This window comes from Pseudolactococcus laudensis (genome assembly GCF_013449735.1).
In the GTDB taxonomy this organism is placed as follows: domain Bacteria; phylum Bacillota; class Bacilli; order Lactobacillales; family Streptococcaceae; genus Pseudolactococcus; species Pseudolactococcus laudensis.
Genome location: NZ_JACBNY010000007.1, coordinates 71881 through 98215, shown reverse-complemented (window position 1 = coordinate 98215; position 26335 = coordinate 71881). Strand labels below are relative to the sequence as shown.

Here is a 26335-nt window from a genome sequence, read left to right as displayed (position 1 = left end):
CGTTTAAATCTCAAAACATGGCGGTAATCTGTCTAAAATAAGAATAAACAGTCAAGTGGCGTCTGTAACATAAAGAAAAACACAGTAGACTATGCTTAGTTTTCTGTGTTTTTTTCTAATTTCATTTTGAGGTGAATTAATTGGTAGTTATTAGAGGTGCCCTTTACTAAAATATTAAAATCGAAGCGAACCGAAAGTGCTAAGCTGCACTGAGCAATCAGTCTGTGCTCACCCTAACTTAGCCCCCCTCGAAACAGTTTGTCTATTGTGGCAAGCTGTTTTTTTGAGGCTTTCAAATAGAGAATTATTATTGTTTATCATTTATAAATGACGAAGTTTCAAGCTCTCTGTTGATTTTTTCTTATAAAAGATTTATAATGAGTGTATACTCAGTGAGTTCGAAATCAATTAATGTGGAGTCTATTATTATATGGAAAAAGTACAAGGAAAGCGTCAACTTCAAAAAATAGCTACGCGTGAACATATTATCGAAACGGCTATGTCTGTTTATATCGCTCAGGGATTTTCTGTTCCAACCCATACGATTGCACAGAAAGCAGGTGTGGCACATGGCACTATCTTTGTTCACTTCCCGACAAGAGAAGCACTATTGTTTCAAGCCTTGGAGAGATTTTCTGATGACATCGGGAACAAGTTGCATGGACTTTCCGCTGCCAATAGTGACATAGAAATACTTCTTAAAGCACATCTTGAAATTATTGGCGAAAATGAGGTATTTTACAAATATCTCATACATGAGCTGCCTAATTTATCTTTGGAAGCAAGGAATCTTTTCATTTCCTTAAATTCTATCGCTTCACATCATTTTTTCATCGCTTTGCAACGTGGCATTGAGAATGGAACACTTAAACAATTATCAACTCACATGACCTATAATACTTGGCTTGGCTTGATTCACTATTATTTGCAGAATAGCGAGTTTTTCTCACCAAGTGGCGAATCTGTGATCGCACGATATAAAGATGACCTGTTAAACAGTTATATTGACTTGATTAAAAAGTAGCATTGGAGGAGTCGCTTATGAAAAAATGTATCGCTTGTGGTATGCCTATGAATACGCCGTCTGAGTTTGCAATGGGTGATACCAGCAAAGACTATTGCGTGCATTGTGCGCGACAAGACGGCTCGATGCAGTCGTTCGAAGAAAAGCGTTTAAGTCTGATAGACTTTATCGTCCGAACGCAGGGGTTTGATCGAACAGCTGCGCAGGAAGTTGCGGAAGCCATGATGAAAAAGCTGCCGGCATGGCCAGATGACTTGGGATAAGGAGGTATGATGATGAGCGCATTATCTGATTTGCCGAATGTCGGCAAAGTTCTAGAAGACAACCTTAGAAAAATTAACATTGAAACGCCGGAACAATTGCGACAGATAGGTGCGGAAGAAGCCTTTTTTCGGATTCGTATGACAGTAGATTCTGGTGCGTGTTTGCATATGCTCTATGGCATTCAAGGTGCTATTGAAGGCATACCGGACAAATTTTTATCTGACCAAATAAAAGAGCGCCTGCGTTTATTTTATAAAACTCTATGAAAGGATGGCTAGGAGATGATGAAAGTCAGCAAGGCATTTGAAACTTTTGCAAAAGAAGCACCGGAACATCAAACGGCATGGCTGGAAGCCGTACAGAAACTGGATCAAGCAAGTGCCCTTGACAAGAAAACGGAGGCACTCGTCTATCTTGCGGTATTGGCAGTCATGCGTCTTGAAAGCGGGATTCCTTTTCATGTCAAAATGGCGCAAGCAAATGGTGCAACACGTGAAGAAATCATCAGCAGTCTATTAATTGGTCTACCAGCAGCAGGAAATGGTGTGCTTCAAGCACTACCGATAGCACTTGAAGCATTGGACGAATAGCGCTGAGGTAGACAACTTCAAGTAAAACGACGATTTGACAAGATTAAAGAGCTAACTGATAGGCATCATCAGCTAGCTCTTTTTGTTATTATCTTATTGATTGAGCTGATTAACGAAGGCTTTGCTTTTCGTTGTCAGTTCAACCCATGCTGGCCTGAAGCCACTTTTGATTGCATTTCTTACTGAGCGAAGATTTGACCAAGCACAACAGTAAAACGGCACTTTACCTAACTCGATAATTTCCAGAGCCAAAGCGCTTGTCAAAGCAGCGGCGATACCTTGCTTTCGATAGTCAGGCAGGACATCAACACCGATCTGCCACATGCTCTCACAATCCGCTGAACAGCCTGCCAAACCGATTAACTTCCCCTGATCATAAGCACCAACAGCTAAAACATCTAAGTGCTTGCGGTCCTCACACAAGGCATTTTCCCACTCAGTGATATATAAATCAGTCAAATCGTCAGGCTTTAGAATTTTAAGGTCATAGTCACACGGTAGAAGTGTCAACTGTTCAAGGTCAGGTAGAAAATATTCTGCCATAAAACAGACTTGCATCCCATGCTTTACAAGTGCTTGGTTTAGGACGTATAAATTTGGCGTTTCAAAACAATGTCCGACTTCAAACTTATTGATGTATGAGTCTACGATATCAACAACCGAAGTGTCTACTGAAGCCACGATATTATTACCGTAGGAAACCAAATGGCAGAAAAACGGCAATGTCAAATATTTCCGTGCCTCTGCGTTTTCAGATGATATCACAACTTTATTTTGTAGCGAGCGAAAATCATCCGGCTGACAACATAAATCAATAGCCGATTGAAGCATCACGATTTGCAGTATAGTTTTATTATCCATCATTTAAATTTCATCCTTTTTCTAGATATCACTTACCTCTATATTTTGTATTGTAATATTAAATAAACAAAAACAAGCGTACCAAACAATAAAATAAAAATTTAGTTTTAGGTTGTTTGATTATGTTGACAAGCATTTTGAAATCGTTTACACTAAATAAGTTAATAAAATATATTTTCAGGGGAAAAATATGAGCACGAGAGAAGTATTTCAGATGTTGGGTTTTGAAAAAACATTTTTAAAAGATAGAGGTATGTGATGGAAGTCAGAAAAAGTTATCTTGGTAATGGGACTAACTTATTTTCAATGGTGAATGATAAGGGAGTCAGGCTTGATGTCTCTGATTTTGGTGCAAGGATTGTTAACTTAGTAGTGCCAACTGATACAGGGGAGAGAAATATCGTCCTGGGTTTTGAATCATCTGAAGACTATACGACACAGGATAGTTATATAGGTGCGACGATTGGTCGTGTCGCAGGGCGAATCAATTCGGGTCGATTTAAACTTGATGGCAAGACATATCAAGTCCAAACAAATACTGAAGCAGGACACACCTTACATGGTGGCGCACCAAGCTTTGAAGGCAAAATCTGGCAAAGTCAGATCATCAGGACAGAAGACGAAGTTAGTGTTATCTTCACATTGACAAGTCCAGATGGTGAAAATGGTTTTCCAGGTAATCTGACAACTTCTGTCACCTATTCGCTCAACAATCAAAATGAATGGACACTCGTTTACCAAGCCCAAACAGATCAAACAACGCTTTACAATCCGACCAATCATGTCTATTTTAACTTAACTGGAGATGTTGAGACACCGATTGATGGGCATGAGTTGACTGTGGTGGCAGATCAGTTTGCTGTTTTAAATTCTGACGGAACTGTGACGGGTGAAAAACGAGGTGTGAACGGCACAGCCTTTGATTTCAGAACAGCAAAGTCATTAAAAGACTGTTTTGAGTTGGCAAACGATGCGCAAAAAGATTTGTTTTCCGGTATTGACCATCCCTTTTTCCTGTCGCATGAAAAGGGTGCTGATGCCATTTTGCAAAGCCCTGATGGGAAAGTTTCGGTTGAAGTGGAGACGGATCAAGAGACGATCGTCATCTTCACGGCAAATTTTGGACAGGATAAGATGAACATGCGCGGGAAAACATTGGGGCATCATGGTGGCATCACATTTGAAACGCAGGCAGCACCAGGTGCGATTGAGTTTGAGGACTTTGGTGAGATTGTGTTGCGCCCTGATCAAGTCTATCATGCTAAAACAACCTATCTTCTTAAATTTTGAGTGGAGAGAAGTTATGCCACGTTTTAAGTGAATAAATATTTGCTAGATCTTGAATACTCTTATCCTGCCAGTTCTTTGTTGGGATAGGCGTATTTATTGTTGTTAAGCTCTACTTCCCAAATTAATGAACACTTCAAAAATTTTATTTTTTATTTTAAAAAGGCTTGACATCTCGTAATGTAAGCGCTATACTTTAATTAAATTAAGGGTTTTTAACAGAAGATGTGGGAACGGTACCATATTTTAGAAAAGGGGAAACAGATGGCAACGATCGTTGATGTCGCAAAATCTGCAGGTGTTTCAAAATCAACAGTCTCACGTTTTATAAGCGGTAAGGGATATGTTGCTAAAGATGTGCAAAAAAAAATCGAGAAGGCTATTGAGGAATTAGCCTATGTCCCAAATGAGGTGGCGCGTTCTCTTACACAAAAGAAATCAAAGTTAATCGGTTTGCTTTTACCTGATATTTCAAATCCTTATTTTCCCATGCTTGCTAAGGGAGTGGAAGAATACTTTTATGAAGTTGGTTACCAGGTCATTTTAGGAAATGTAAAAAGTAATAATGAAATAGAAGAAAGCTACATTGAGTCATTTTCTATGCAAAATGTGGCGGGCATTATCACAGCTAATAGTGAAAATGAAAATAGTAAGCTGAAAACTTTCAATAATCCTGTTGTGATGACGGATAGAGCATATAAAGAGTCAGAATATGGTGTCGTATCCGATGATTTTATGGGAGGTAAACTTTCAGCACAAGAAATTTTAAAAACTCATCCTAAGAAAATTTTAGTGGTTAAAGGTCCTAAAGGCTTGAATAGTCTTGAAGAACGCTTTAATGGTATGGTGCAAGTACTTGAAGGTAAGATAGCGTTTGATGTTTATCAAAGTCATTCCTTTGATTTTGGTGAAGTAGAACAGGATGCAAAGATTATTTTTGAACAATTTAAAGAAACTGATAGCATGATTTGTCCAAGTGATATTCATGCAATTGCGTTACTTCATGAAGCTTTAAAACGAAATTTTAGTGTTCCGGAAGATATTCAAATTATCGGTTATGATGATATTCCAATGAGTAAATTTTTATACCCAGCTCTATCAACAATTAGGCAACCAGCCTATAAAATTGGAATGGAAGCTGCAAAATTGCTGCATGCTTTAATTGATAAACGACCTGTGACTGAAAAAAAAATTATGTTGCCAGTAACCTATATCGAAAGAGAAACGACAAGGAGAAAATAAATGAAAAATGTAACAGTGGTTGGCAGTCTAGCCATAGATAATATCATTAGTACGGGTGTCATACCTAATTCAGGTGAAACTGTATTTGGGACATCATTTGATACAGCTTTTGGTGGCAAAGGCGCCAATCAAACAGTTGCCTTAGGCCGGCTTGGAGCAAGACCATTTATGGTAGGTGCGGTTGGCAATGATAGCAATGGTAAAGCGATCATTGAAAATCTTAAAAAGAATCAAATTAATCTCGATTTTGTGGGAACGGTTCCACAAGCAACAGGAACAGCCCATATTATCTTATATGATGATGATAATCGCATCATCGTTGTACCAAGTGCTAACAATGAGGTAACACTAGACAATCTTAAGGATGATTTTTGGTCTTTATTAAAAGACAGTGAGCTTGTGATCTTACAAAATGAAATTCCACAAGTAACAAATGAAGCGATTATCAATTATTGCTACGAACATCATGTCAATGTCTTATTAAATCCTGCTCCAGCAAGAAAAATAAGTGAAGAGTTGATCGAAAAAATCACTTATCTAACACCAAATGAACACGAATTATCAATCCTATTTCCTCATTTGACGCGGGAAGCTGCATTAGCAAAATATCCGCAAAAATTAGTTGTTACCTTGGGATCAAAAGGTGTGTATTTCCATGATGGGAAACACGAAATTTTAGTCCCTGCTTTTAAGGTTAAACCAACTGATACCACAGGAGCTGGAGATACGTTTAATGGCGCTTTTGCTTATGCCATCCTGAAACACTTAGACCTTAAAAATGCGATTAAATTTGGGAATTTAGCAGCATCTATTTCTGTGCAAGGCTTTGGGGCACAAGGTGGGATGCCGACGCTTGAAAAGATGAAAGAGAGTGAGTTTTATGAAAAAACATGGCATTTTGAATAGCCAGATTGCTAAAGTCGTAGATGATTTAGGACATATGGATATGGTAACCATTGGTGATATGGGACTGCCAGTACCAGCAACAGTACCCAAAATAGATTTGGCAGTTAAGATGGGTGAACCCAAATTTTTAACGGTGTTGACAGATTATTTGCAGCATGTTGAAGTAGAAAAAGTCATTTTGGCAGAAGAAATAAAGACGCAAAATGAAACTATGTTGACTGAAATTAAACGTTTTTTGCCTGAGCAAGTAGAAATAGAATATATCTCTCATCGTCTATTTAAGGAAAAAACAAATGAAACGAAAGCAGTTATTCGGACAGGAGAAGCAACACCTTATGCCAATATCATTTTAGTATCGGGTGTCATTTTTTAAGAAAGGAATTGAGACAATGGATATTGAAATGAACCATATTGTCAAAGCATTTGGTAGTAACCAAGTACTGAACGATGTGAGTATTTTGATCAAACATGGCACAATCCATGCGTTGATGGGTGAAAATGGTGCTGGAAAATCGACACTTATGAATATTTTAACTGGCCTTTACCTAAAAGATGGTGGGACAATTAAAGTTGATGGTGTAGAAAAGTATTTTGCTAATCCACGAGAAGCTGAAATGGCAGGGATTAGTTTCATTCATCAAGAAATGAATACGTTTACAGAGATGACTGTGTTAGAGAATCTATTTTTGGGAAAAGAAATTAAAAATAAATTCGGATTTTTAAGCCAAAAAGAGATGACAAGAAAAGCAATTACAGTCTTTGAGAAATTAGGAATTGAAATTGACTTGAATCAAGTTATTGGCACCTTATCTGTCGGTGAACAACAAATGATAGAAATTGCGAAAAGTATGCTGTATGACTTAAGTTTTCTAATTATGGATGAACCGACTGCAGCATTGACAGAAAAAGAAATAGAAATCTTATTTGAGGTCATCAAAAAGTTAAAAGCTGAAGGGATTGCAATTGTCTATATCTCTCATAGAATGGAAGAAATTTTCCGAATAACAGATGAGATAACTGTAATGCGTGATGGACTATCAATTGATACGACAAAAACATCTGAAACGACTAAGGACGAACTTGTCAAGAAGATGGTTGGGCGAGATATTACGGACTATTATCCTGAGAAAACTTCAGAAATTTTAAATGATATTTTCCAAGTCAAAGATTTGACCGGTAAAGGATTTAAAAATATCAATTTCACCGTTAGACGTGGAGAAATTGTTGGATTTTCAGGGCTGATGGGAGCTGGGCGCACAGAAATCATGCGTGGTATCTTTGGACTGGATCGTATAACGTCAGGCGAAATTAACATTGATGGTATCACCTTAAAGGAGTTGACACCGGTAAATGCGATTGCGAATGGACTTGGTTTTCTAACTGAAAATCGGAAAGAAGAAGGCTTAGTTTTAGATTTTAGTATTGGTGAGAATATAGTATTACCAAGCCTGAAAAGTTTTGTTAGAAAAGGTTTTGTTGATAAGAAAACGGAAGATTGGTCGTGGTTATTTATTTGGTATACCATTTCCTGTCGTTTTGATGTTTGTTGTCTTTGCCATTCTTTATGTCTTGTTACATAAAAAAGCCTTTGGTAAGGAAACATATGCCATTGGTGGAAATGAGAAAGCGGCACATATTGCGGGTGTTAAAATTGATAAGGTTAAAATTTTGATCTACACGATTTCAGGTATGATGGCTTCTATTAGCGGCCTAATTATCACATCAAGATTAAATTCCGCTCACCAACAGCAGGACAAAGTTATGAGATGGATGCTATTGCTGCAGTTGTTCTTGGTGGCACAAGTTTGTCAGGTGGTCGTGGTCGAATTTTGGGTACATTGTTCGGTGCCTTAATCATCGGTACGCTTAATAATGGTTTGAATCTACTTGGTGTATCAAGTTTTTATCAACAAATTGTAAAAGGGGTAGTCATTCTAATAGCGGTTTTGATGGATCGTCGTAAAAAGAATTAAAAATAGAAAGGATGAATAATATAAAGTAAAACGAAAAAAACGGAAGGTAAACGTCATTTAGATTTGAAGGAGAAAGAAAAATGAAACTAAAAAAAGTAATAACAGTAGCAGTTGGTATGGCATTGAGTATTGGTTTTCTAGTTGGTTGTGGTAAAACAGGACTTGATAACGGATCAAATAATGGGACAACAAAAACGGAGAAAAAAGCCAAGGATTTGAAAATTGGTGTGTCGCTTTCAACACTTAATAACCCATTCTTTGTTGATATTCAAAATGGGGTTAAAGAACTAGCAGATGAAAAAGGGTCTACAATTAAGATTTTGGATGCACAAGACGATACTGCTAAACAAAGTAATGATATTGAAGATTTAATTCAGCAGGGTGTTGATGTGATTTTGGTTAATCCAGTCGATTCATCAGCGATTGTTCCCGCAGTAGAATCTGCAAATAAAGCAGGCATACCAGTCATTGCCATTGACCGTGGCAGTGATGGCGGTAAAATCTTATCGACAGTCGCTTCTAATAACGTTTCTGGTGGAGAAATGGCTGCAAACTACATTGTAGAACTCCTTGGCGAAAAAGCAAAAGTACTTCAATTACAGGGGACACCAGGGGCATCAACTACTCGAGAACGTGGTAAAGGATTTGAAAAAATTGCAAAAGAAAAATTAACACTTATTGACAGCCAATCAGCAAATTTTGATAGAGCAGAAGTATTATTTGGTCGCTCGTCCATGACGACATTTGAGCGCTATTTTATAGCAGATAAGCGCACGCATAAGGAAGGCGAAAATCCCTACTTTGCCTATAGAGAAAAACCAGAAATCATGGACATGATCTTGGCAGAATTTGGCTTGAATGACCCACAATCAGTTGTGATTAACGGGTATACACCAGTCAAAGTCGCAAGTGGCGAAAGTCCAATCAAAGCCAATGGGAAACTCATGGTGATAGATGGCGGTATGAGTAAAGCCTATCAGAAAACGACAGGTATCGCAGGCTATTCGCTTTTAAATGACTCCTATGGTTTTAAAATCGTGACACACGCGCCTTTCACCTCTATTGAAGAAATTTTGGCTAAGGGTAAAGGCAACGAATCCTTAAAATATTTCTTAGAAGAAAAGCCCAAACGTCGCTTGATTAAAGACACAACCATTGGTGATAAATTACGAGCTGATATTGTCGATTTGACAGATTTAATGGATTATATGACGTAAAACAGTAGAGAAGTAAGTTAAAAGCTTGCTTTTTTGTATTTGATTTTATCGTTAAAATACAGTGATGAAAGGTGATAATTAAGGTTTTTAATCATTCAGTACAGTCAATCAAAAATATAGACAAGCAATTTGAACTCAACGTTTCTTTACTTTGAAAGCGTTGTCATTTACAATTAAAGTGTGAGAAGGAGATAAAGATGATAAGGCAAGCAATCAATTTGACTGAAAATGACAGACAAGCTCTGGCAATTCTTATGATTTCAGCTGAATTAGAAGAAATTTCTGTTTACCATTTACAAGATGCGCTGTTAGTTTCTCGAGGAACTGTTTTAACAGACATTAAGAAAATACAGAAATATGCCCAAGAAAATGGTGTTGTCCTTAAATATAGTCGACAATCTGGTTACCGTTTTTATGGTGATGAGAGACTGGTTCGGCAACTCATTCAAAAAAGTATTCTTGCCTTACTTTATCAACCTACCACTAAAGAATTGATGGTGAAACTTTTAAATCAATTTTCGGATGACTTTCATTTGCGCGTGATGACAGACATTCGACAGTTCTTAAAAAATCATCGTCTGACTGTTGTACCGAGCAGGATAGAAGAAACAATCTATTTCTTAGCCTTTGTGATTATTCGTTCCAGTACACACGCAATTGTATTGACTGACAAAGAAAATAGTGTCCTAAATCACTTAATCATCAAGAAAAAAGTGGTTGAGTTAGTCCAGTATTTTCCTAGCGTTGTTAATCAGGATGCCGAAACAAATTACTGGGCAATGGTTTTGATGGGTATGATTCAAGCCAAAGTTCGGGAATATGGGACTGAATTTCTCTACGACTGTTCTTACGAGATTTGTCGTAAAGTTGAGCACTCGACTGGTATTGAATTTAAAGCATTTACTAATGTCGTTGACCATATTTATGCACATCTTGTGCCAGCCTATTTTCGTATCTTAGGAAAATTTACCATTCAAAATGTCTTGATTGAGCAAATTCAAAAACAGTACAATCATCTCTTTCAAATCACACACTACAGTTTGATACCCTTAGAGGAGTTACTTGGTGAGAGATTACCAGATAGTGAAGTTGGGTATTTTACGATATTGTTTGGTGGCGAGATTGCCAATATGGCAGAACGACCGGAAGATAAGCGATACAGAGCTTTAGTCGTTTGTCCTAGTGGAATGAGTAGTTCTTTGATTATGCGTTCAGAGTTAGCAACGCTTTTTCCAATGATTGATTTTATAGAGGCGAGGTCCTTCTTTGAATTAGACCAGATGCCTTTGGATGACTACGATTTAATCTTTTCGAGTGTTGCGTTGGAGACGCACAAACCACTTTATGTGATGCCACCTATTTTGAGCACAATTGATAAGGTTGAATTATTGCGAAAGGTACAGCGAGAGTTGTTATTACCTAGCGTGGTCGTACCGTCCGTTACTGACATACTAGAAACTATTTTACCTTATGTGACATTAAAAGAAGGGGTGACACAGGACAAAATAAAAAAACTAGTCACTAAAAAAATGATGAAGCAGTTAAAAAAGAAAGGTGATGAATCCCCAATGCTTTCAGAATTATTAACACCTGATAAAATTCGCTTTAACCATGAAACGCCGATGCCGAACTGGCAGGATGCGATTCACATGGCTGGAGCGCCACTTGTCCAAAATGATGATATAGAGCCGCGGTATTTAGATGCGATGGTTCAAAAAGTGCTTGATTTTGGTCCGTTTATTCATTTAGGTTTTGGGATTGCTTTGCCGCATGCTAGGCCGGAGGATGGTGTCAAAGATTTAGCCATGTCTCTATTGAAATTTTCGGAGCCTGTTTATCTATTGGATGATGAAAAACATCCAATCCGTATCTTTATTTGCTTAGCGGCAGTTGATAATGAAACACATCTGCGTGCTCTAAGCAGTTTAACGAAGATATTGACGGATAAAACTGCAGTACAACGGCTTTTAGAAGCTGAAACGACAGAAGAAATAGTGACATTAATTCAGGAGGGCGAATAATTTTGCCTATGCAAGTCAAGGTTCAATATTTCACGATGTGTGAAAGTTGCAGAAAAGAAGGGAATAAAATATGAAATTAGCAGCAGTATGTGGCTCAGGACTAGGGTCAAGTTTTATGGTAGAAATGAACATCAAAACGATTTTAAAAGAATTAGGTTTAGAAGATATAGACGTACAACATTATGATGTGGGGAGTGCAGCACCTGAATTAGCAGATATGTTTTTTGTGGGTGGTGACTTAGCTGATAGTACAACGCATTTAGGGAATGTTACGGTCTTGGACTCTATCATTGACATGGACGAATTAAGAGAAAAAGTGACAGCAGTTGTCAAAGCTGCTGGTTTGCTTGCTTAGAGATGACTGATAAACTAGATTAGGAGAATAATCAACATGAAAAATGTTTTAGATGTATTAATTGATATTGCGAGTACGCCCGCTATTTTAGTCGCATTTATTGCAGTTGTCGGTTTGTTACTGCAGAAAAAAGGGATTGCAGATATTATTCGAGGTGGGATTAAGACGTTTGTCGGTTTCTTGATTGTGACGGCTGGTGCAAACTTTGTTGTCTCTTCTTTGGAACCGTTTGGGATTATGTTCCAGAAAGCCTTCCATGTGACTGGTGTTGTGCCAAACAATGAAGCAATTGTTGCCGTTGCTTTAGAAAAATTTGGGACTTATACGGCATTAATTATGTTAGCAGGGATGCTCTTTAACATCTTATTTGCACGGATCACGCGCTACAAATATATTTATCTGACTGGACATGCGACCTTATATATGGCTTGTATGATTGCTGTCATTCTAAGTGTTTCTGGGTTGGATGGTTTCTTGCTTGTCCTCTTTGGCGGCATCTCTCTAGGGATCGCAAATACAGTTTTCCCAGCAATTTTACAACCCTTTACCGTTCAAGTGACGAAAAACGATTCGGTTGCCTTAGCACATACGGGTAATTTCGGCTATGCCTTTTCAGCCATTATTGGCAAATATTTCGGCAATAAAGAAAAATCAACTGAAGATATTAATTTCCCTAAAGGTCTAGCTTTCCTACGTGATTCAACTGTTTCGATTACAATCACAATGGGTATTGTCTATATGATTGTTGCCATTTTTACAGGTAATGCTTATGTGACAGAAAAACTCTCAGGTGGCACAAACTATATCGTCTATGCCTTGCAATAAGCAGGTAGCTTTGCAGCGGGTGTCTTTATTATCCTAGCTGGTGTTCGCTTGATTTTGGCAGAAATTGTACCTGCCTTCAAAGGTATCTCGGAAAAACTAGTACCGAATGCCAAACCAGCACTAGATTGCCCGATTGTTTTTCCTTATGCACCAAACGCTGTATTAATTGGTTTCTTCTCATCATTTGTTGGCGGTATTCTTTCACTGATTATTATGGCTGTGACTGGTTTACCGATTATCATTCCAGGCGTCGTACCGCATTTCTTCTGCGGTGCAACTGCAGGTGTCTATGGTAATGCGACTGGTGGTGTGAGAGGGGCTGTGCTTGGCTCATTCCTACAAGGTATTTTAATTAGTTTCATGCCGATTTTCCTCATGCCTGTTATGGGTGACTTAGGTTTTGCTGGCTCTACATTCTCTGATACTGACTATGGTGTTGTCGGTCTTTTACTTGGTAACATGGCCAATGGTGGTGGCAAGATGCTTGTGATGATTGGTATTTTAGTCGTATTAGGACTCGTTTTAGTTGCAAGCAAAGTGACAACAGTTCGTGTTGCTAAAAAATCAACAGAAGCATAAGACAGATGTCATTCAAGGAGAAAAAATGAAAAAAGATGATAGACCAGAATTAAGTGACTTAGAAAATTTACGAGATAAAATTCGATTAGAGACACTTAAAATGCTAGGACACATGGGCTATGGTCACCTAGGTGGCTCGATGTCTATTGTTGAGCTGTTAGCTGTCCTTTATGGTAAGCAGATGGCGATAGACCCGAATCATCCAAATTGGGAAGGTCGAGATAGACTTGTCTTGTCTAAAGGTCATGCCGGTCCTGCTTTGTACGCAACCTTAGCCATACAAGGATTTTTCCCTCAAGACTGGTTATTGACACTGAATGAAGGTGGCACGCATTTACCCAGTCATCCAGACCGCTTGAAAATACCAGGTGTGGACGCCACAACAGGCTCTCTCGGTCAAGGCACATCTATTGCTGCTGGAATGGCGACAGGTTTGAAATTATCCGGAGGTGACGCCTATACCTATCTCATTGTCGGAGATGGTGAATTAAACGAAGGACAGTGTTGGGAAGCCTTTCAATATATTGCACACAATAAACTGAACCGCTGTATTGTCTTTATTGATGATAATAAGAAACAACTTGATGGCTACACTGCCGATATTCTGAATCCTTTCGATATTCAGAAAAAAATGGAGAGTTTTGGTTTTATCACGTTAAAAGTTAAAGGCGATGACGTGAAAGCTATCGATGATGCGATTAATTTCTTGAAAGACCAAAAAGATAGTGCTGTTGCCATTGTCCTAGATACGGTAAAAGCTCAAGGTGTACCATTCTTCGAAAAAGTTGAGGATAATCATTCTGTTAAATTTGGTCTTGCTAATTATCAAGAAGAGTTGGATAAAGCTATCACCACCTTAGAAGAACAAGTTGTTAAAGGGGGAGGAAGTCATGCTTAGTCAAGTTAAACAAGATAGAACAAAAATGGGTCAAGAACTTCGCGCTGTATTTGTTGCAACATTAGACGAGTTAATAACTAAAAATCAAAAAGTGATAACTTTAGAGGCAGATCTTGGCAGTGCGAGTGGTTTTGCAAACCTGACGCAAAAACATAGTCAACAACTCATTAATGTCGGCATCTCTGAGGCAAATATGATGGGGGTTGCGAGTGGTCTCAGTTTAACTGGGCACATTCCTTTCTGTCATACCTTTGCACCTTTTGCGACACGACGTGCCTTTGACCAGCTATTCATTTCTGGTGGCTATGCGCAGACGACAATTAATATTTTTGGCTCTGACCCAGGATTTGCTGTCGGACCAAATGGTGGCACACATACATCATGGGAAGATGTCACCTTGATGCGTATGATTCCAAACAGTATCGTTTGTGACCCCGCAGATGGCATCCAGCTCGCTTGGCTAATTCGCGAATTGGCAGATAAAGCAGGTATTCATTATATCCGTGCCAATCGTAAAGCTGTTCGCGAGGTTTATGAAACAGATGCAAGGTTTGAATTGGGTAAAGGTAATATCCTTAAACAAGGGAGACATATCGTTTTATTTGCAGCAGGACAACTCGTCAGTGAAACGTTAGATATTGCAGAAGAATTAGCATTAAAAGGGATTGATGTAACGGTCGTAGATATGTTTACGATTAAACCACTTGATAGCAATTTAGTGATTGAACTTTCTAAAACGCATGACTTGATGATTAGTATTGAAAACCATTCAGTCACAGGCGGTCTTGGAAGTGCAATTGCTGATGTTATAGCAGAAACCGGTATTAATGCTAAACTTTTAAAAATTGGCGTTAACGAAAGGTTTGGTCAAGTTGGTTGTCCTGACTACTTACAAGATGAATTTGGTCTATCAAAAGACAAAATGCAAGCAAAGATTTTAGACTTTATAAATAAAGTTTAAAAAAATCTTTCACAATATTATCAATTTCCGAACGATAAACGTATATTTTGTAAAGATATACGTTTTTTGCTATCAAAAAACGTTAAAAATCGTTAAAATTAACTTATCAACTAATATTTAAGGAGTGAGACATTGACAAAACGAGCATTAATCAGCGTAAGTGATAAAACAGGTATTGTGGCATTTGCCGAAAAACTACGTGAACTAGGTTGGGAAATTATTTCAACTGGTGGTACTAAAACAGCACTAGATGCTGCAGGTGTTGCAACCATTGTCATTGATGATGTAACAGGTTTCCCGGAAATGATGGATGGGCGCGTGAAAACATTGCACCCTAAAATTCATGGTGGGCTTTTGGCACGCCGTGACCTTGAGACACACGTTTCAGCCATGAAAAACCATGACATCTCGCCGATTGACCTCGTTGTCGTCAACCTCTATCCCTTTAAAGAGACGATTCTTAAACCGGATGTGACCTATGCTGATGCAGTTGAAAACATCGATATTGGTGGTCCCTCAATGTTACGCTCTGCTGCGAAAAACCATGCTAGCGTGACTGTCGTTGTTGACCCGACAGACTATGAGGTTGTTCTGACAGAGTTTGCTGAAAATGGTGATACGACTTATGAAACGCGTCAAAAATTAGCAGCGAAAGTCTTCCGTCACACAGCCGCTTATGATGCATTAATTGCTGAATATTTTACAGCGCAAGTGGATGAGGTTAAGCCTGAGAAACTCACTCTGACATATGAACTTAAACAGCCTATGCGTTATGGCGAAAATCCACAGCAAAATGCTGATTTTTACGAATCAGCATTACCGACAGACTATTCAATTTCACAAGCTAAACAACTTAACGGTAAAGAACTTTCATTTAATAATATCCGAGATGCCGATGCAGCGATTCGGATTATTCGTGACTTTACATCACCGACTGTTGTCGCATTGAAACACATGAACCCTTGTGGTATTGGTACTGCTGATACGATTGAAAAAGCTTGGGACTACGCTTATGAAGCTGACCCAATTTCAATTTTTGGTGGGATTGTTGTCCTAAATCGTGAAGTTGATGCTGCAACTGCTGAAAAAATGCATCCGATTTTCCTTGAAATTATTATCGCACCTAGCTATTCTGATTCAGCCTTAGCTATCTTGACTAATAAGAAGAAAAATTTGCGGATTCTAGCTTTGAATTTTGAGCAACAAAAAGTGTCTGAAAGTCAAAAAGAAGTTACTGGTGTTCTAGGCGGTTTACTTGTTCAAGACCAAGATACGACAGTTGAACTACAAGACAGTTGGGAAATTGTAACCAAACGTCAACCTACAGCAGTAGAAGTTGAGGCACTTGAGTTTGCTTGGCGCTCAGTCAAATATGTTAAATCTAACGGTATCATCATTACAAACAATCACCAGACATTAGGCGTTGGACCTGGTCAGACTAACCGCGTTGCCTCTGTTAAAATTGCAATTGAACAAGCTGCAGACCGTCTTGACGGTGCAGTCTTAGCATCTGATGCATTCTTTCCTTTTGCAGATAACGTTGAAGAAGTCGCGAAAGCAGGTATTAAAGCAATTATCCAACCTGGTGGGTCAGTCCGTGACCAAGATGCGATTGATGAAGCAGATAAGCATGGGATTGCCATGGTATTTACTGGTGCACGTCATTTCCGCCATTAAGATAGACTTTATAATTGAATCAAAAATCAGAAACAGTAATTGTTTCTGATTTTTTTGATATAATTGCTATCTATTTATTCGTAAAAATGACATAGAAAACGTTTACATCTTAAAAGTGTTCTGCTATACTATAAATATCAAACGATTGACAAAAGTCAAAAGGAGAAAATATGCCAATTCAAAACAAAGTCATGTTGATTACTTATGCTGATAGTCTTGGGAAAAATCTAAAAGACCTTCAAAAAATTCTTGCGGAAGATTTAAAAGGTGCGATTGGTGGTGTTCACTTGTTGCCTTTCTTTCCCTCTACAGGTGACAGAGGGTTTGCGCCCCAAGATTACCGACAAGTCGATAGCGCTTTTGGTGATTGGCAAGATGTCGAAGCCATTGGTGAAGATTATTATTTAATGTTTGATTTTATGATTAATCATTTATCGCGTCAGAGTCCTGAATTTATTGATTTTAAAGAAAAGAAGGAGGCATCTGAATTTGCCAATCTCTTCTTACGCAATCAAAATTTTTGGCCTGAAAATCGACCAACTCAGGCAGATATTGACTTAATCTATAAACGTAAGGATAAGGCACCTTTCCAAGAGGTGAGCTTTGCAGATGGCACGACTGAGTTAGTATGGAATACTTTTGGGGAAGAACAAATTGACCTTGATGTTACTCAAGATGTGACACGAAAATTTATCAAGGAAACCTTGGAGCAGTTGATTGACCATGGTTGTGATATCGTTCGACTAGATGCCTTTGCTTATGCGATTAAAAAATTAGATACCAATGATTTCTTTGTTGAGCCAGAAATTTGGGACTTGTTAAACGATGTCAGAGACATCACGATAGCAAAGGGGTGTGAAATTCTACCAGAAATTCATGAACATTATAGCATTCAACATAAAATTGCTGACCATGATTTTTACATTTATGATTTTGCCTTGCCAATGGTTAGTCTTTATACGCTCTACTCTGGTCAAACCAAGCAACTCGCTAAATGGTTAAAGATGTCGCCAATGAAACAATTTACAACTCTTGATACGCATGATGGGATTGGTGTTGTTGATGCCAAGGATATTCTCACAGATGAAGAGACCTTATATACTTCTGAGGAACTTTACAAGGTTGGTGCCAACGTCAAAAAAATATTCTCATCGGAAGCCTATAATAACCTGGATATTTATCAAATTAATTCAACTTACTATTCGGCTTTAGGTGACAATGATGATGCTTACTTGCTAGCGCGTGCTTTCCAAGTTTTTGCACCAGGTATCCCTCAAGTGTACTACGTCGGTCTATTAGCAGGGCAAAACGACCTTGACTTGCTTGAGTCTTCAAAGGAAGGCCGCAATATTAACCGACATTATTATGAAGTAGATGAAATCAAAACAGAACTTAATCGCCCTGTTGTTAAAAAATTGCTGAATTTACTGACATTCCGAAATACGGCACAAGCTTTTGAGCTTGATGGTGGTATTGAAATTGATACGCCAAGTGACACTGACATTGTCATTACTCGTTTTGATGCAGCTAGGCAAAGTGTCGCTGTTATAACGGCTAATGCGAAATCCTACACTTTTGAAATCACGCTAAATGGCGAAAAAAAGACACTTTTATGATATAATATAAAAGTTAGCGAGCGATTAAAACGCTTGCATGATAGATGCCAATTGATGTAAAACAAAGTGGGAAAGAGGATATGACATGACAGTTTTGATTTTAGGGGGTGCGGGATATATCGGTAGCCATGCAACGGATGAATTTCTTGCGCGCGGTTACGATGTTGCAGTTGTTGATAATTTGTCAACTGGTCATCGTGCAGCAGTATCTGATAAGGCACGTTTTTACCAAGGAGACATTCGAGACAAAGCGTTTTTGACAGACGTCTTCACTCAGGAAAAAAATATCGAAGGTGTGATGCACTTTTGTGCCTATTCTTTAGTTAGTGAGTCAATGACAAAACCGCTCATGTATTTTGAGAACAATGTCGGTGGTGCGATGACTCTACTTGAAGTGATGCAAGACTTTGATGTTAAACATATCGTTTTCTCAAGTACGGCAGCAACATTTGGCATTCCAGAAGAGATGCCAATCACGGAAAAAACACCTCAAAAACCAATCAATCCTTATGGCGAAAGCAAGCTTATCATGGAAAAAATGATGGCTTGGCAAGCTGCCGCGACAGATATGACTTATGTTGCCCTACGATATTTCAATGTTGCTGGCGCTAAACATGACGGTTCTATTGGAGAAGCGCATAAAAACGAAACCCATTTGATTCCGATTATCTTGCAAGTCGCCCTCGGTCAACGCGACAAAATCATGATATATGGCGATGATTACCAAACAGAAGACGGGACTTGTGTCCGTGACTACATTGGTATGACAGATTTAATAGATGCGCATATTAAGGCACTTGAATACCTGAAAGCAGGTGGTCAATCCGATGCCTTTAATTTAGGGACAAAAACAGGTTATTCAAATCTACAAGTTCTAGAGACAGCACGACAAGTAACTGGCCATGCTATCCCTGCTGAAATTGGTCCACGTCGAATTGGTGACCCGGATGCCTTGGTGGCAGACAGCAGTAAAGCACAAGAAGTACTAGCTTGGACACCGAAAGAAAAACTTGCAGATGTCATCCAAAATGCCTGGACATGGCATCAGAAACATCCCCAAGGTTATGAAGATTGATAATGGATAGAAAGACATGCATAGTTGGCGTGTCTTTTTATTTTCTAAATACAATAAATGGTAATTCGATATAAATTGATGAGTCTTTTAAAAAATAATATTTTCCTCTTGACAAATTACACAGGCACCTGTATAATTATTTTTGTAAAGGTACCTGTTTAATTTGAATAGGAAATAAAAAGAAAAGAGAAATAACATGAACACTACTGACGAAATAGCAATCCAAGTCAAAGGTTTAACCAAAAGTTTTAAGGGTAAAAAATCCGTTGACGCTATTGATTTAACCATTAAAAAAGGTGAAGTCTTTGCAATTTTGGGTCCAAACGTTGCAGGTAAAACAACAGTCGTTCGAATGATGTCAACCTTATTGAAAGCTGATAGTGGTAACATCAAGATATTTGGTTATGATGCTGTTAAAGAGGCAGCAAAAGTCAGAAAACTAATCGGTTTGACAGGCCAATATGCTTCAGTGGATGAAGATTTGACCGCTTGGGAAAATTTGATGATTTTCACGGCACTTAATGGTTTAGATAAAAAACAAAGTAAGGCTAAAGCAACACAATTATTAGAAGACTTTACTTTATTAGAGGCTAAAGATAAGCAAATCAAAAACTTTTCAGGTGGGATGCATCGACGTCTAGATTTGGCAGTGAGTTTGATTGCCAATCCACCGCTTGTTTTTCTCGATGAACCAACAACTGGACTTGACCCCCGAACACGTGAACAAATGTGGGATGTGATTCGTCAGATGATCGCAAAAGGCACAACAGTTTTACTCACGACGCAATATTTAGAAGAAGCTGATCAGTTAGCTGATCATATTGCCTTGATTGATAAAGGAAAACTTGTCATTGAGGGCACGCCAGACGAACTCAAACGTGAGGTTGGTGAGTTGAAATTTATTGTTACATTTGATACCAATGCGACAAATGCAGGCGTTGCCTTAATCGAAGAAGTTTTTGACCATTCATCAGGGATTGCCATAAACGGAAACGAAATACAGGTACCTGTCGAAAGTACACTACAAATTTCTGATTTCTTTGTCAAAGCAGGACAAAGAAAAATCGACATCAACGTATTTTCAATGCAAAAACCAACACTTGATGATGTTTTCTTCAAGTTGACTGAAGATAATAAATAAAGGATGACAAAAATGAAAAATACCCTTAAACGTCTAACCAAAGCATGCCGCGATACATTGACCTTCGCAAAACGCAGCCTACTCAAAATCTATCATAATCCAGAAAAGCTTTTTGATGTCACTTTTATACCAGTTCTATTTACGTTAATGTTTGCCTATCTTTTTGGCGGTGCGATAGTAGGTGACATGAAAAACTACTTGCCGACTTTGATTCCGGGCATTCTCGTTCAGAGCTTTTTAACAGCGACATCTGCGACTGGCGTACAAATGCGGGAAGACATTGAAAAAGGTGTGTTCGACCGTTTCAAATCACTACCAATCGTACGTATCGCACCTCTTGCCGGACCACTGGTTGCTGATTTTATACGTTATCTATTATGTACAGGATTTGTCATGGGCACTGGTCTTGTTCTAGGCTGGCATATTGGTGGGAACGCATTATCAGTCATTCTTGCTATTGCGCTTGCTGTCTTCTTTAGTTGTTCTATCAGTTGGATTTTCGCTTTTATTGGGTAAGTTATCAAAAGTTCGGCCGCGATTACAGGCATTTCTATGACCGTTATGATGCTCCTGACTTTTCTCTCAAATGCTTTCATTCCGGTTAACACGCTCCCTAAATTTTTGCAAACTTTTGTTAATCTCAATCCGGTTAGCCACTTTGTGACAGCGCTCCGAGATTTGCTCAATACTGGCGCAATCCATAATAATTTCTGGCTGCTCCTACTTTTAAGTGCTGCGATTGTCGTGATTTTTGCACCATTGACCACCATCAAATATAGCAAAACAATCTGATATTTTGGTATAATGGTAGCAGAAATAGAGGTAAAGCATGACAAAAGTATCAAAGGAATTATATGATAATCTGGGGAAATTATTGCGCTTCTTTCGTCAACCACCAGGTGGTGGTGGCGGCAGAAGAGGAGCTGAAAACAATGCACAAATTCGTGTCCTAGAGTTTTTAGACCAATCAGAAACAGCAAAAACAACAGGTGAAATAGCCGAAAAATTAGAAATTCGGCAACAGTCTGCTTCAGAACTCGTCAGTAAACTCGCCAAAAAATCATGGGTTAACAAGACAAAAGATGACAAAGATAAACGAGTCACCTTAGTCACCCTTACAGAAGAAGGTCGTGAGATGATAAACGATATTACCAAGCGTGAAGGGGATTACTATCAGCAATTCTTTGATGTTTTGACTGATGCAGAGCAGGTTGAGCTGAATAGACTGGTCAAGAAACTATTTGATAATAAATTTGATAACTATATGCCTAACCGTAAGAATGGCTTAATAACAACCATGATAAAACGCGAGCAAATGAAACGTGATTTGCTAGATAAAAAATGACATTTGATTTCGACAGCGAAATTTAAATAATCAAAAATAGTCATAAGATCGTCTATTGATAATCTTATGACTATTTTGCATTTCTTTAATCTTGTTCAGCCCATTCACGACTAAAGAAGTAGTCGTTTAAGTGATATTTAGGCGTTGGTTGCTTGTTTGTGAGAAAAGGATTCACTGCTTTATCAAAGGCTAACCAGCCGTTCCATCCTAAATGAATGGTATCTTGCATAAAGTAAGGCTCATTTCCTTGTTTAGACAAGTCGGTAACTTGATTGAAACCTTGTGAGCTGAGTTGATAACGAATTTTATCAACTGTTTTAGCGTACATTTCTTGGCCTAAACCTGTATAGGCTTGCCATTTTTCATTGACTGGAGGGATAATAAACATCACATCAGTCTGATTTTTAGCAAATTCACTTAAAATCAGTTGAAAATCATTATATTCTGGCGAATGTAGATACGAAAAGCTAGTTTGGCTATTCTTGAGTTGATCAAGTCTATGCTTAATACGTTGAGAATAGAAACTATTCAGAATACCGAATTCATTATTACTCGTATGTTCCTCACCAAGACGTTGCGCCTTTGTTTGCAAAGATTCTAAATTATAAGGTTGTGGTAGCTTGGCAGCACGAGGTTTCACCTTATCTTGGTAATTATCCCCAAACTGCATACCAGCAAAAAGATTGTCTTCACGACTTGCCAAGCGTTGTGCTAATTTTATTTGCCATTTATCAAATGTCGTTAAACGTTTGCCATCAGCAATTTTTTTCATAAATCGACTAATTGGACTTTCAGGAGACAAAGCTAGAAAACGTTTAGCTGCGTACTTATCTTCAGCAGAACCCGTTGCATTTTTTAAAAAACTATAACCTTGATCACTAGCATAGTAATAGTTAAAGGCGTCAGGGACTTGTCCTTCCTTAACAAACCATTGGGGTGAAATGACAAAAACTGCTTGTTTACGATTCAATTGTGGCTTAATTTGTTGTAATCCAAAGTAGTGGGTCAATGATTCTGCACCCTTTAAGCCGAGTATAAATGGTATATAGTCTCGCTTATAAGCCTCTGATAAGATAGAAGGGTGCATCTCATCCAGACGGCGCCATTCACTTGAACCGAAAAAAGGAACGAACCGATGATTAGGATCAGAAAGTGCCTCTTTTTTCAAAGCAGCATTTTTGAAAACTATCGGTGTCAAAGCGGTTGCTGCACGCTTTTCATCAGATAAATGATGTGATTTTCTTTCAGGTGCAAGTAGAAGTAAGGCGAATAAACCGACAAAGGCAACGAGAAGTGGACCAAAAATGAGCCAAAGTCGTTTAAGCATTCTGTAAATCCTTTACACCTTGCACAATTTTATTTCCAGTATTCCAGTCATCACGCCCCATATCAGAGACTGGAATTTTGATGTTGAATTTACTCTCTAGCTCAATAACGAGTTCGACAGTACCCATTGAGTCTAATACGCCCGCATCAAATAAATCCTCGTCCATCATGTCAGAAATATCTTCCATAAATAAGTTATCAATTAATTCGATTACTGTTGTTTGAATATCCATTTTTAAATTCTCCTATAAGTTATTAAGTCAAGTTATGACGTTATTGCATGAAAAATATGGCAATAGAGCAGTGCTTAAATTATTCAAGTCTTTACAACTCAGACAATCTATAACAATAATACCATTATTTTGGAAAATGGTGGAACCAAAGTTGGTCTAAAAATCCTGAGAAGAGAAGTAGACTCAACATCACGACATTAAACGTGATAAAGATACCAAGCGCATGTGTCCATTTATTATCAGGTAAGAGTGGTTGTCCATTTTTTTTGCGTGTTTTATTGATTGTTTTCTTACGACGAACCCACCAGTCGTTGATAATTAAACCAACACCATGAAAGACACCATAAGCAATATAGTACCAAGTCACACCGTGCCAGAATCCCATGAGTGTCATATTCAAAAGATAGGCAACACTTGATGTTGTATTTCTATTTTTAAAGATTTTTCGTTTCATCATGATATAAACAAGTCTCATGAAAACGAAATCTCTGAACCAGAAACTCAACGACATGTGCCAGCGATTCCAGAAATCCTTTAAATCTCTAGCAATAAAAGGTTTATTAAAGTTAGTAGGTGTTTTAATCCCCATTAAATAAGAAATACCAATCGCAAATAAAGAGTAGCCTGCAAAGTCAAAGAATAAATAGAAACCATAGGCATACATGACTAAAAGTGTTTGCCAATTAAAGAGTCCACCAGCATGTAAAGCAAATTGTTGCGCCTTTGGTAAAAGTATATCGCCAAAGATATGTGCCATGATAAACTTGTAAAACGCCCCTAACATCAGTGACCAAACCGCTTTTTCAATCATGGATAAATAAACGTCCCGACTAGGAGGATTAAGGTAATCTTCGTTGAAACGACGGAAACGATCAATCGGCCCAGATGAAATCGTAGGCATAAAATTCATAAAGCGAAAGAATGGCCAAAAAGTAACAGCCTTTAATTCGCCATCACGCATTTCCATGATCATGGTAACAGATCTAAAAGTTAAGTAAGAAATACCAAGAAAGCCGAGTAGAGAATTGACACCTAGTACGGCAGGCATGACCTTAACGATAATTAAGGGTAAAAGTGATATGAGGACACTGAAAAAGAAAACCCATTTATTATCCGCTTTTTGTCGATAAGTTTGGTAAGCAAAGACAACAATCGCTTGCCAGACAAGATAGAAAAGTAAAGCAAAGAACTGTTGGTATTTTGCCCCACCAAACATTAGGGTGATAAAAGCTACCGAAACAAGACTTTCATAAATTGGCAATCTCCGACGGAAAAACAGCGCAATGATAATCGGTAGCAAAGCAAGTATCAGAATACCAAAATACTTTGGTGTCCCATAAGGCTGCCAATTAGGCAGAGATTGTAACAGCTCGCTCATTAATCATTCACCTCGGCAATCAAAGCTTTAATATCAATCTTGCCATTAGGCGTAATTGGTAGTGATTCCCGATAAATGAAACGGGATGGCATCATGTAAGACATCATCTCATTTTCGAGTTCAGTTTTGATAGCCTTGGTTAATTGCAAGTCACGTTCAAATTCGTCTCTAGCGCCAGGTTTAAGCACAATATAAGCCAGTAACTGATGAACCTTATGTTGATCATTATAACGTGGCACAGCAACCGCAGAGGCAACATATTGAGAAAGATTTAAGACATGCGCCACTTCTTCCAATTCAATTCGATAACCATTGAGCTTAATTTGGAAATCCATGCGACCACGATAATGTAACATGCCTGACGCATCAAGTAAACCTAAATCACCAGTATGATAAGCTTTTTGGCCATTAAGCTCAAAGAAAGACTGCGCAGTTTTTTCAGGATTATTGATGTATCCTTTGGAAACAGCAGGACCAGTCACGACGATTTCACCTTGCTCGCCAGCCTTCAAAATCTCTCCCGCCTCATTGAGGATAAAAGTCGGCGAATCAGCCTTAATATATCCAATTGGCAGACGATCTGATTTATCAATCATTTCATCTGTAATGGTAACAGCAGAGAATGCAACGGTGCTTTCAGTAGGACCAAAAGAATTCACAACTCTGGCTTTAGGAAAGCGCTGATGTAATTTACTAGCAGTACCAACGGTTAACTCCTCACCACAGAAGTAAAAGTGTGTGAGACTAGGCATCTTTTCAGCAGAAAAATCTTCAGAAAGTAAGACCATATCGGCAAAAGAAGGTGTTGATACCCAAACTTGAATCGATAAAGTAGGTAACACAGCAAACAAGTCTTTAAAGTTTTCTGTTTTCTCTTTAGGCAACGCATAGAGACAGCCACCTGCAGCTAGAGCAGGCGCCCAAGACATAACTGATAAGTCAAAAGAATACGGCGCTTGTGCTAAAATTTTAGCTTGTGAGGGTAGGTCAAATTCACTTGATTCTAGCGTCCAATTGACAAAGGATAAGAGATTCGCATGTGAAATTTGAACTCCTTTAGGCTTACCAGTTGTACCAGAGGTAAAGATTATATAATAAGTCTCATCGCCAGTGACAGGATGTGTCAACTCATATTCAGTAGGTTCTGCAAGAACAGCAGATAATTGAGTAGCAGTTATGACAGGCATCTCTGAGATGTCAATTGGCAAAGGATTAATTGCAATTACAGCACTAGGTTCAGCAATTTCAAGAATGTTTGTCAGACGTTCATTAGCTGAATTGACATCAACAGGAATATAAGCATGGCCAGATTTTGTTAAACCAACAAAAGTAGCTAGCATCTCGTATTCTTGTCCACCAAAAACAATAACAGGACTTTTCTCAGGTAAGTTTAAACTATCAATATAAGCCGCAATAGTATCTGAGTCTTGTTTAAGTTGTTGGTAAGAATATGTTTGAGCCAATAAATCATAAACCGGTGAATTGGGATTTTGTTTAGCATGATGATTAAGCGTTGCGATAAAGTCTGAAACGAACATAGG

22 protein-coding genes and 6 pseudogenes are annotated in these 26335 nt (G+C 38.3%); 23 read left to right on the top strand and 5 right to left on the bottom strand.

Going from position 1 to position 26335, the window contains the following annotated elements:
* Window positions 1-430: 430 nt before the first annotated feature.
* The 4 genes from HZR21_RS05825 to HZR21_RS05810 are packed head-to-tail and all read left to right on the top strand — an operon-like array spanning window position 431 to window position 1878.
* The gene (locus tag HZR21_RS05825; RefSeq protein WP_180746846.1) at window positions 431-1024 is read left to right on the top strand and encodes a TetR/AcrR family transcriptional regulator; all 594 of its coding nucleotides are present in this window, start codon (window positions 431-433) and stop codon (window positions 1022-1024) included.
* Window positions 1025-1041: 17 nt separating this feature from the next.
* Window positions 1042-1287: a zinc ribbon domain-containing protein gene (locus tag HZR21_RS05820; RefSeq protein ID WP_180746845.1), complete on the top strand. Its 246-nt coding sequence runs from the start codon at window positions 1042-1044 to the stop codon at window positions 1285-1287.
* A 12-nt stretch (window positions 1288-1299) separates the two neighbouring features.
* The gene (locus HZR21_RS05815; protein WP_180746851.1) at window positions 1300-1554 is read left to right on the top strand and encodes a TfoX/Sxy family protein; all 255 of its coding nucleotides are present in this window, start codon (window positions 1300-1302) and stop codon (window positions 1552-1554) included.
* Window positions 1555-1569: 15 nt separating this feature from the next.
* Window positions 1570-1878 carry a carboxymuconolactone decarboxylase family protein gene (locus HZR21_RS05810; RefSeq protein ID WP_246307817.1) on the top strand — a complete coding sequence of 103 codons (309 nt, stop codon included), beginning with the start codon at window positions 1570-1572 and terminating at the stop codon, window positions 1876-1878.
* Window positions 1879-1971: 93 nt separating this feature from the next.
* On the opposite strand, the gene HZR21_RS05805 is transcribed toward HZR21_RS05810, so the two are convergent.
* Complete coding sequence (locus HZR21_RS05805) at window positions 1972-2742, bottom strand: GNAT family N-acetyltransferase (RefSeq protein ID WP_246307816.1); 771 nt, start codon at window positions 2740-2742, stop codon at window positions 1972-1974.
* A gap of 255 nt (window positions 2743-2997) precedes the next feature.
* Between HZR21_RS05805 and HZR21_RS05800 the strand changes: the two genes are divergently transcribed.
* The 19 genes and pseudogenes from HZR21_RS05800 to HZR21_RS05715 all read left to right on the top strand — a co-directional run bounded on the left by HZR21_RS05800 (window position 2998) and on the right by HZR21_RS05715 (window position 21857).
* Window positions 2998-4029: an aldose epimerase family protein gene (locus HZR21_RS05800; protein WP_180746844.1), complete on the top strand. Its 1032-nt coding sequence runs from the start codon at window positions 2998-3000 to the stop codon at window positions 4027-4029.
* 261 nt (window positions 4030-4290) lie between these two features.
* Window positions 4291-5268, top strand: a complete 978-nt coding sequence (locus HZR21_RS05795) for a LacI family DNA-binding transcriptional regulator (RefSeq protein ID WP_180746843.1) — start codon at window positions 4291-4293, stop codon at window positions 5266-5268.
* Window positions 5269-6174 carry a ribokinase gene (rbsK, locus tag HZR21_RS05790; protein ID WP_180746842.1) on the top strand — a complete coding sequence of 302 codons (906 nt, stop codon included), beginning with the start codon at window positions 5269-5271 and terminating at the stop codon, window positions 6172-6174.
* Complete coding sequence (rbsD, locus tag HZR21_RS05785) at window positions 6149-6547, top strand: D-ribose pyranase (protein ID WP_180746841.1); 399 nt, start codon at window positions 6149-6151, stop codon at window positions 6545-6547. The genes rbsK and rbsD overlap by 26 nt, the downstream gene beginning before the upstream one ends.
* 16 nt (window positions 6548-6563) lie before the next feature.
* Window positions 6564-7664, top strand: a pseudogene (locus HZR21_RS05780) (sugar ABC transporter ATP-binding protein); the annotation flags it as partial.
* 49 nt (window positions 7665-7713) lie between these two features.
* Window positions 7714-8147: pseudogene (locus HZR21_RS05775) on the top strand (ABC transporter permease subunit).
* An 80-nt stretch (window positions 8148-8227) separates the two neighbouring features.
* Window positions 8228-8836 (top strand): annotated as a pseudogene (locus HZR21_RS12160) (substrate-binding domain-containing protein); the annotation flags it as partial.
* Window positions 8837-8863: 27 nt separating this feature from the next.
* Window positions 8864-9364: pseudogene (locus HZR21_RS12155) on the top strand (fructose-bisphosphatase class III); the annotation flags it as partial.
* Between the two features lie 197 nt (window positions 9365-9561).
* On the top strand, window positions 9562-11385 hold the full coding sequence (locus HZR21_RS05765; protein WP_180746838.1) for a BglG family transcription antiterminator: 1824 nt from the start codon (window positions 9562-9564) through the stop codon (window positions 11383-11385).
* Window positions 11386-11455: 70 nt separating this feature from the next.
* Entirely contained in the window at window positions 11456-11740 is a 285-nt protein-coding gene (locus tag HZR21_RS05760) for a PTS sugar transporter subunit IIB (protein WP_180746837.1), read from the top strand.
* Window positions 11741-11776: 36 nt separating this feature from the next.
* Window positions 11777-13144 (top strand): annotated as a pseudogene (ulaA, locus tag HZR21_RS05755) (PTS ascorbate transporter subunit IIC).
* Between the two features lie 25 nt (window positions 13145-13169).
* Window positions 13170-14042, top strand: a complete 873-nt coding sequence (locus tag HZR21_RS05750; protein ID WP_180746836.1) for a transketolase — start codon at window positions 13170-13172, stop codon at window positions 14040-14042.
* Window positions 14035-15003 (top strand): transketolase family protein, encoded by a 969-nt coding sequence (locus tag HZR21_RS05745; protein ID WP_180746835.1) that lies wholly within the window; start codon window positions 14035-14037, stop codon window positions 15001-15003. Before HZR21_RS05750 ends, HZR21_RS05745 begins: the two co-directional genes overlap by 8 nt.
* Window positions 15004-15135: 132 nt before the next feature.
* Window positions 15136-16680: a bifunctional phosphoribosylaminoimidazolecarboxamide formyltransferase/IMP cyclohydrolase gene (gene purH / locus HZR21_RS05740; RefSeq protein ID WP_180746834.1), complete on the top strand. Its 1545-nt coding sequence runs from the start codon at window positions 15136-15138 to the stop codon at window positions 16678-16680.
* A gap of 170 nt (window positions 16681-16850) precedes the next feature.
* Window positions 16851-18296, top strand: coding sequence for a sucrose phosphorylase (gtfA, locus tag HZR21_RS05735; RefSeq protein WP_180746833.1), 1446 nt, complete (start codon window positions 16851-16853; stop codon window positions 18294-18296).
* Window positions 18297-18381: 85 nt separating this feature from the next.
* Window positions 18382-19371: a UDP-glucose 4-epimerase GalE gene (galE, locus tag HZR21_RS05730; RefSeq protein WP_180746832.1), complete on the top strand. Its 990-nt coding sequence runs from the start codon at window positions 18382-18384 to the stop codon at window positions 19369-19371.
* 196 nt (window positions 19372-19567) lie between these two features.
* Entirely contained in the window at window positions 19568-20512 is a 945-nt protein-coding gene (locus tag HZR21_RS05725) for an ATP-binding cassette domain-containing protein (RefSeq protein ID WP_180746831.1), read from the top strand.
* A gap of 3 nt (window positions 20513-20515) precedes the next feature.
* Window positions 20516-21304, top strand: a pseudogene (locus HZR21_RS11765) (ABC transporter permease).
* 37 nt (window positions 21305-21341) lie between these two features.
* The gene (locus HZR21_RS05715; protein ID WP_180746830.1) at window positions 21342-21857 is read left to right on the top strand and encodes a MarR family winged helix-turn-helix transcriptional regulator; all 516 of its coding nucleotides are present in this window, start codon (window positions 21342-21344) and stop codon (window positions 21855-21857) included.
* Between the two features lie 85 nt (window positions 21858-21942).
* Here the strand turns inward: HZR21_RS05715 and dltD are convergent, their stop codons facing one another.
* The 4 genes from dltD to dltA all read right to left on the bottom strand — a co-directional run bounded on the left by dltD (window position 21943) and on the right by dltA (window position 26332).
* The gene (dltD, locus tag HZR21_RS05710; RefSeq protein WP_180746829.1) at window positions 21943-23184 is read right to left on the bottom strand and encodes a D-alanyl-lipoteichoic acid biosynthesis protein DltD; all 1242 of its coding nucleotides are present in this window, start codon (window positions 23182-23184) and stop codon (window positions 21943-21945) included.
* Window positions 23177-23416 (bottom strand): D-alanine--poly(phosphoribitol) ligase subunit DltC, encoded by a 240-nt coding sequence (gene dltC / locus HZR21_RS05705; RefSeq protein WP_031365606.1) that lies wholly within the window; start codon window positions 23414-23416, stop codon window positions 23177-23179. Before dltC ends, dltD begins: the two co-directional genes overlap by 8 nt.
* 124 nt (window positions 23417-23540) lie before the next feature.
* Window positions 23541-24794 (bottom strand): D-alanyl-lipoteichoic acid biosynthesis protein DltB, encoded by a 1254-nt coding sequence (gene dltB / locus HZR21_RS05700; protein ID WP_180746828.1) that lies wholly within the window; start codon window positions 24792-24794, stop codon window positions 23541-23543.
* Window positions 24794-26332 carry a D-alanine--poly(phosphoribitol) ligase subunit DltA gene (gene dltA, locus HZR21_RS05695; RefSeq protein ID WP_180746827.1) on the bottom strand — a complete coding sequence of 513 codons (1539 nt, stop codon included), beginning with the start codon at window positions 26330-26332 and terminating at the stop codon, window positions 24794-24796. The genes dltB and dltA overlap by 1 nt, the downstream gene beginning before the upstream one ends.
* Window positions 26333-26335 lie beyond the last annotated feature (3 nt).

Excerpts from the sequence above, each read along its gene's own strand:
- HZR21_RS05825 (WP_180746846.1), top strand. The coding sequence starts at position 431 with ATGGAAAAAGTACAAGGAAAGCGTCAACTTCAAAAAATAGCTACGCGT.
- HZR21_RS05820 (WP_180746845.1), top strand. The coding sequence starts at position 1,042 with ATGAAAAAATGTATCGCTTGTGGTATGCCTATGAATACGCCGTCTGAG.
- HZR21_RS05815 (WP_180746851.1), top strand. The coding sequence starts at position 1,300 with ATGAGCGCATTATCTGATTTGCCGAATGTCGGCAAAGTTCTAGAAGAC.
- HZR21_RS05810 (WP_246307817.1), top strand. The coding sequence starts at position 1,570 with ATGATGAAAGTCAGCAAGGCATTTGAAACTTTTGCAAAAGAAGCACCG.
- HZR21_RS05805 (WP_246307816.1), bottom strand. The coding sequence starts at position 2,742 with ATGATGGATAATAAAACTATACTGCAAATCGTGATGCTTCAATCGGCT.
- HZR21_RS05800 (WP_180746844.1), top strand. The coding sequence starts at position 2,998 with ATGGAAGTCAGAAAAAGTTATCTTGGTAATGGGACTAACTTATTTTCA.
- HZR21_RS05795 (WP_180746843.1), top strand. The coding sequence starts at position 4,291 with ATGGCAACGATCGTTGATGTCGCAAAATCTGCAGGTGTTTCAAAATCA.
- rbsK (WP_180746842.1), top strand. The coding sequence starts at position 5,269 with ATGAAAAATGTAACAGTGGTTGGCAGTCTAGCCATAGATAATATCATT.
- rbsD (WP_180746841.1), top strand. The coding sequence starts at position 6,149 with ATGAAAAAACATGGCATTTTGAATAGCCAGATTGCTAAAGTCGTAGAT.
- HZR21_RS05765 (WP_180746838.1), top strand. The coding sequence starts at position 9,562 with ATGATAAGGCAAGCAATCAATTTGACTGAAAATGACAGACAAGCTCTG.
- HZR21_RS05760 (WP_180746837.1), top strand. The coding sequence starts at position 11,456 with ATGAAATTAGCAGCAGTATGTGGCTCAGGACTAGGGTCAAGTTTTATG.
- HZR21_RS05750 (WP_180746836.1), top strand. The coding sequence starts at position 13,170 with ATGAAAAAAGATGATAGACCAGAATTAAGTGACTTAGAAAATTTACGA.
- HZR21_RS05745 (WP_180746835.1), top strand. The coding sequence starts at position 14,035 with ATGCTTAGTCAAGTTAAACAAGATAGAACAAAAATGGGTCAAGAACTT.
- gtfA (WP_180746833.1), top strand. The coding sequence starts at position 16,851 with ATGCCAATTCAAAACAAAGTCATGTTGATTACTTATGCTGATAGTCTT.
- galE (WP_180746832.1), top strand. The coding sequence starts at position 18,382 with ATGACAGTTTTGATTTTAGGGGGTGCGGGATATATCGGTAGCCATGCA.
- HZR21_RS05725 (WP_180746831.1), top strand. The coding sequence starts at position 19,568 with ATGAACACTACTGACGAAATAGCAATCCAAGTCAAAGGTTTAACCAAA.
- HZR21_RS05715 (WP_180746830.1), top strand. The coding sequence starts at position 21,342 with ATGACAAAAGTATCAAAGGAATTATATGATAATCTGGGGAAATTATTG.
- dltD (WP_180746829.1), bottom strand. The coding sequence starts at position 23,184 with ATGCTTAAACGACTTTGGCTCATTTTTGGTCCACTTCTCGTTGCCTTT.
- dltC (WP_031365606.1), bottom strand. The coding sequence starts at position 23,416 with ATGGATATTCAAACAACAGTAATCGAATTAATTGATAACTTATTTATG.
- dltB (WP_180746828.1), bottom strand. The coding sequence starts at position 24,794 with ATGAGCGAGCTGTTACAATCTCTGCCTAATTGGCAGCCTTATGGGACA.
- dltA (WP_180746827.1), bottom strand. The coding sequence starts at position 26,332 with ATGTTCGTTTCAGACTTTATCGCAACGCTTAATCATCATGCTAAACAA.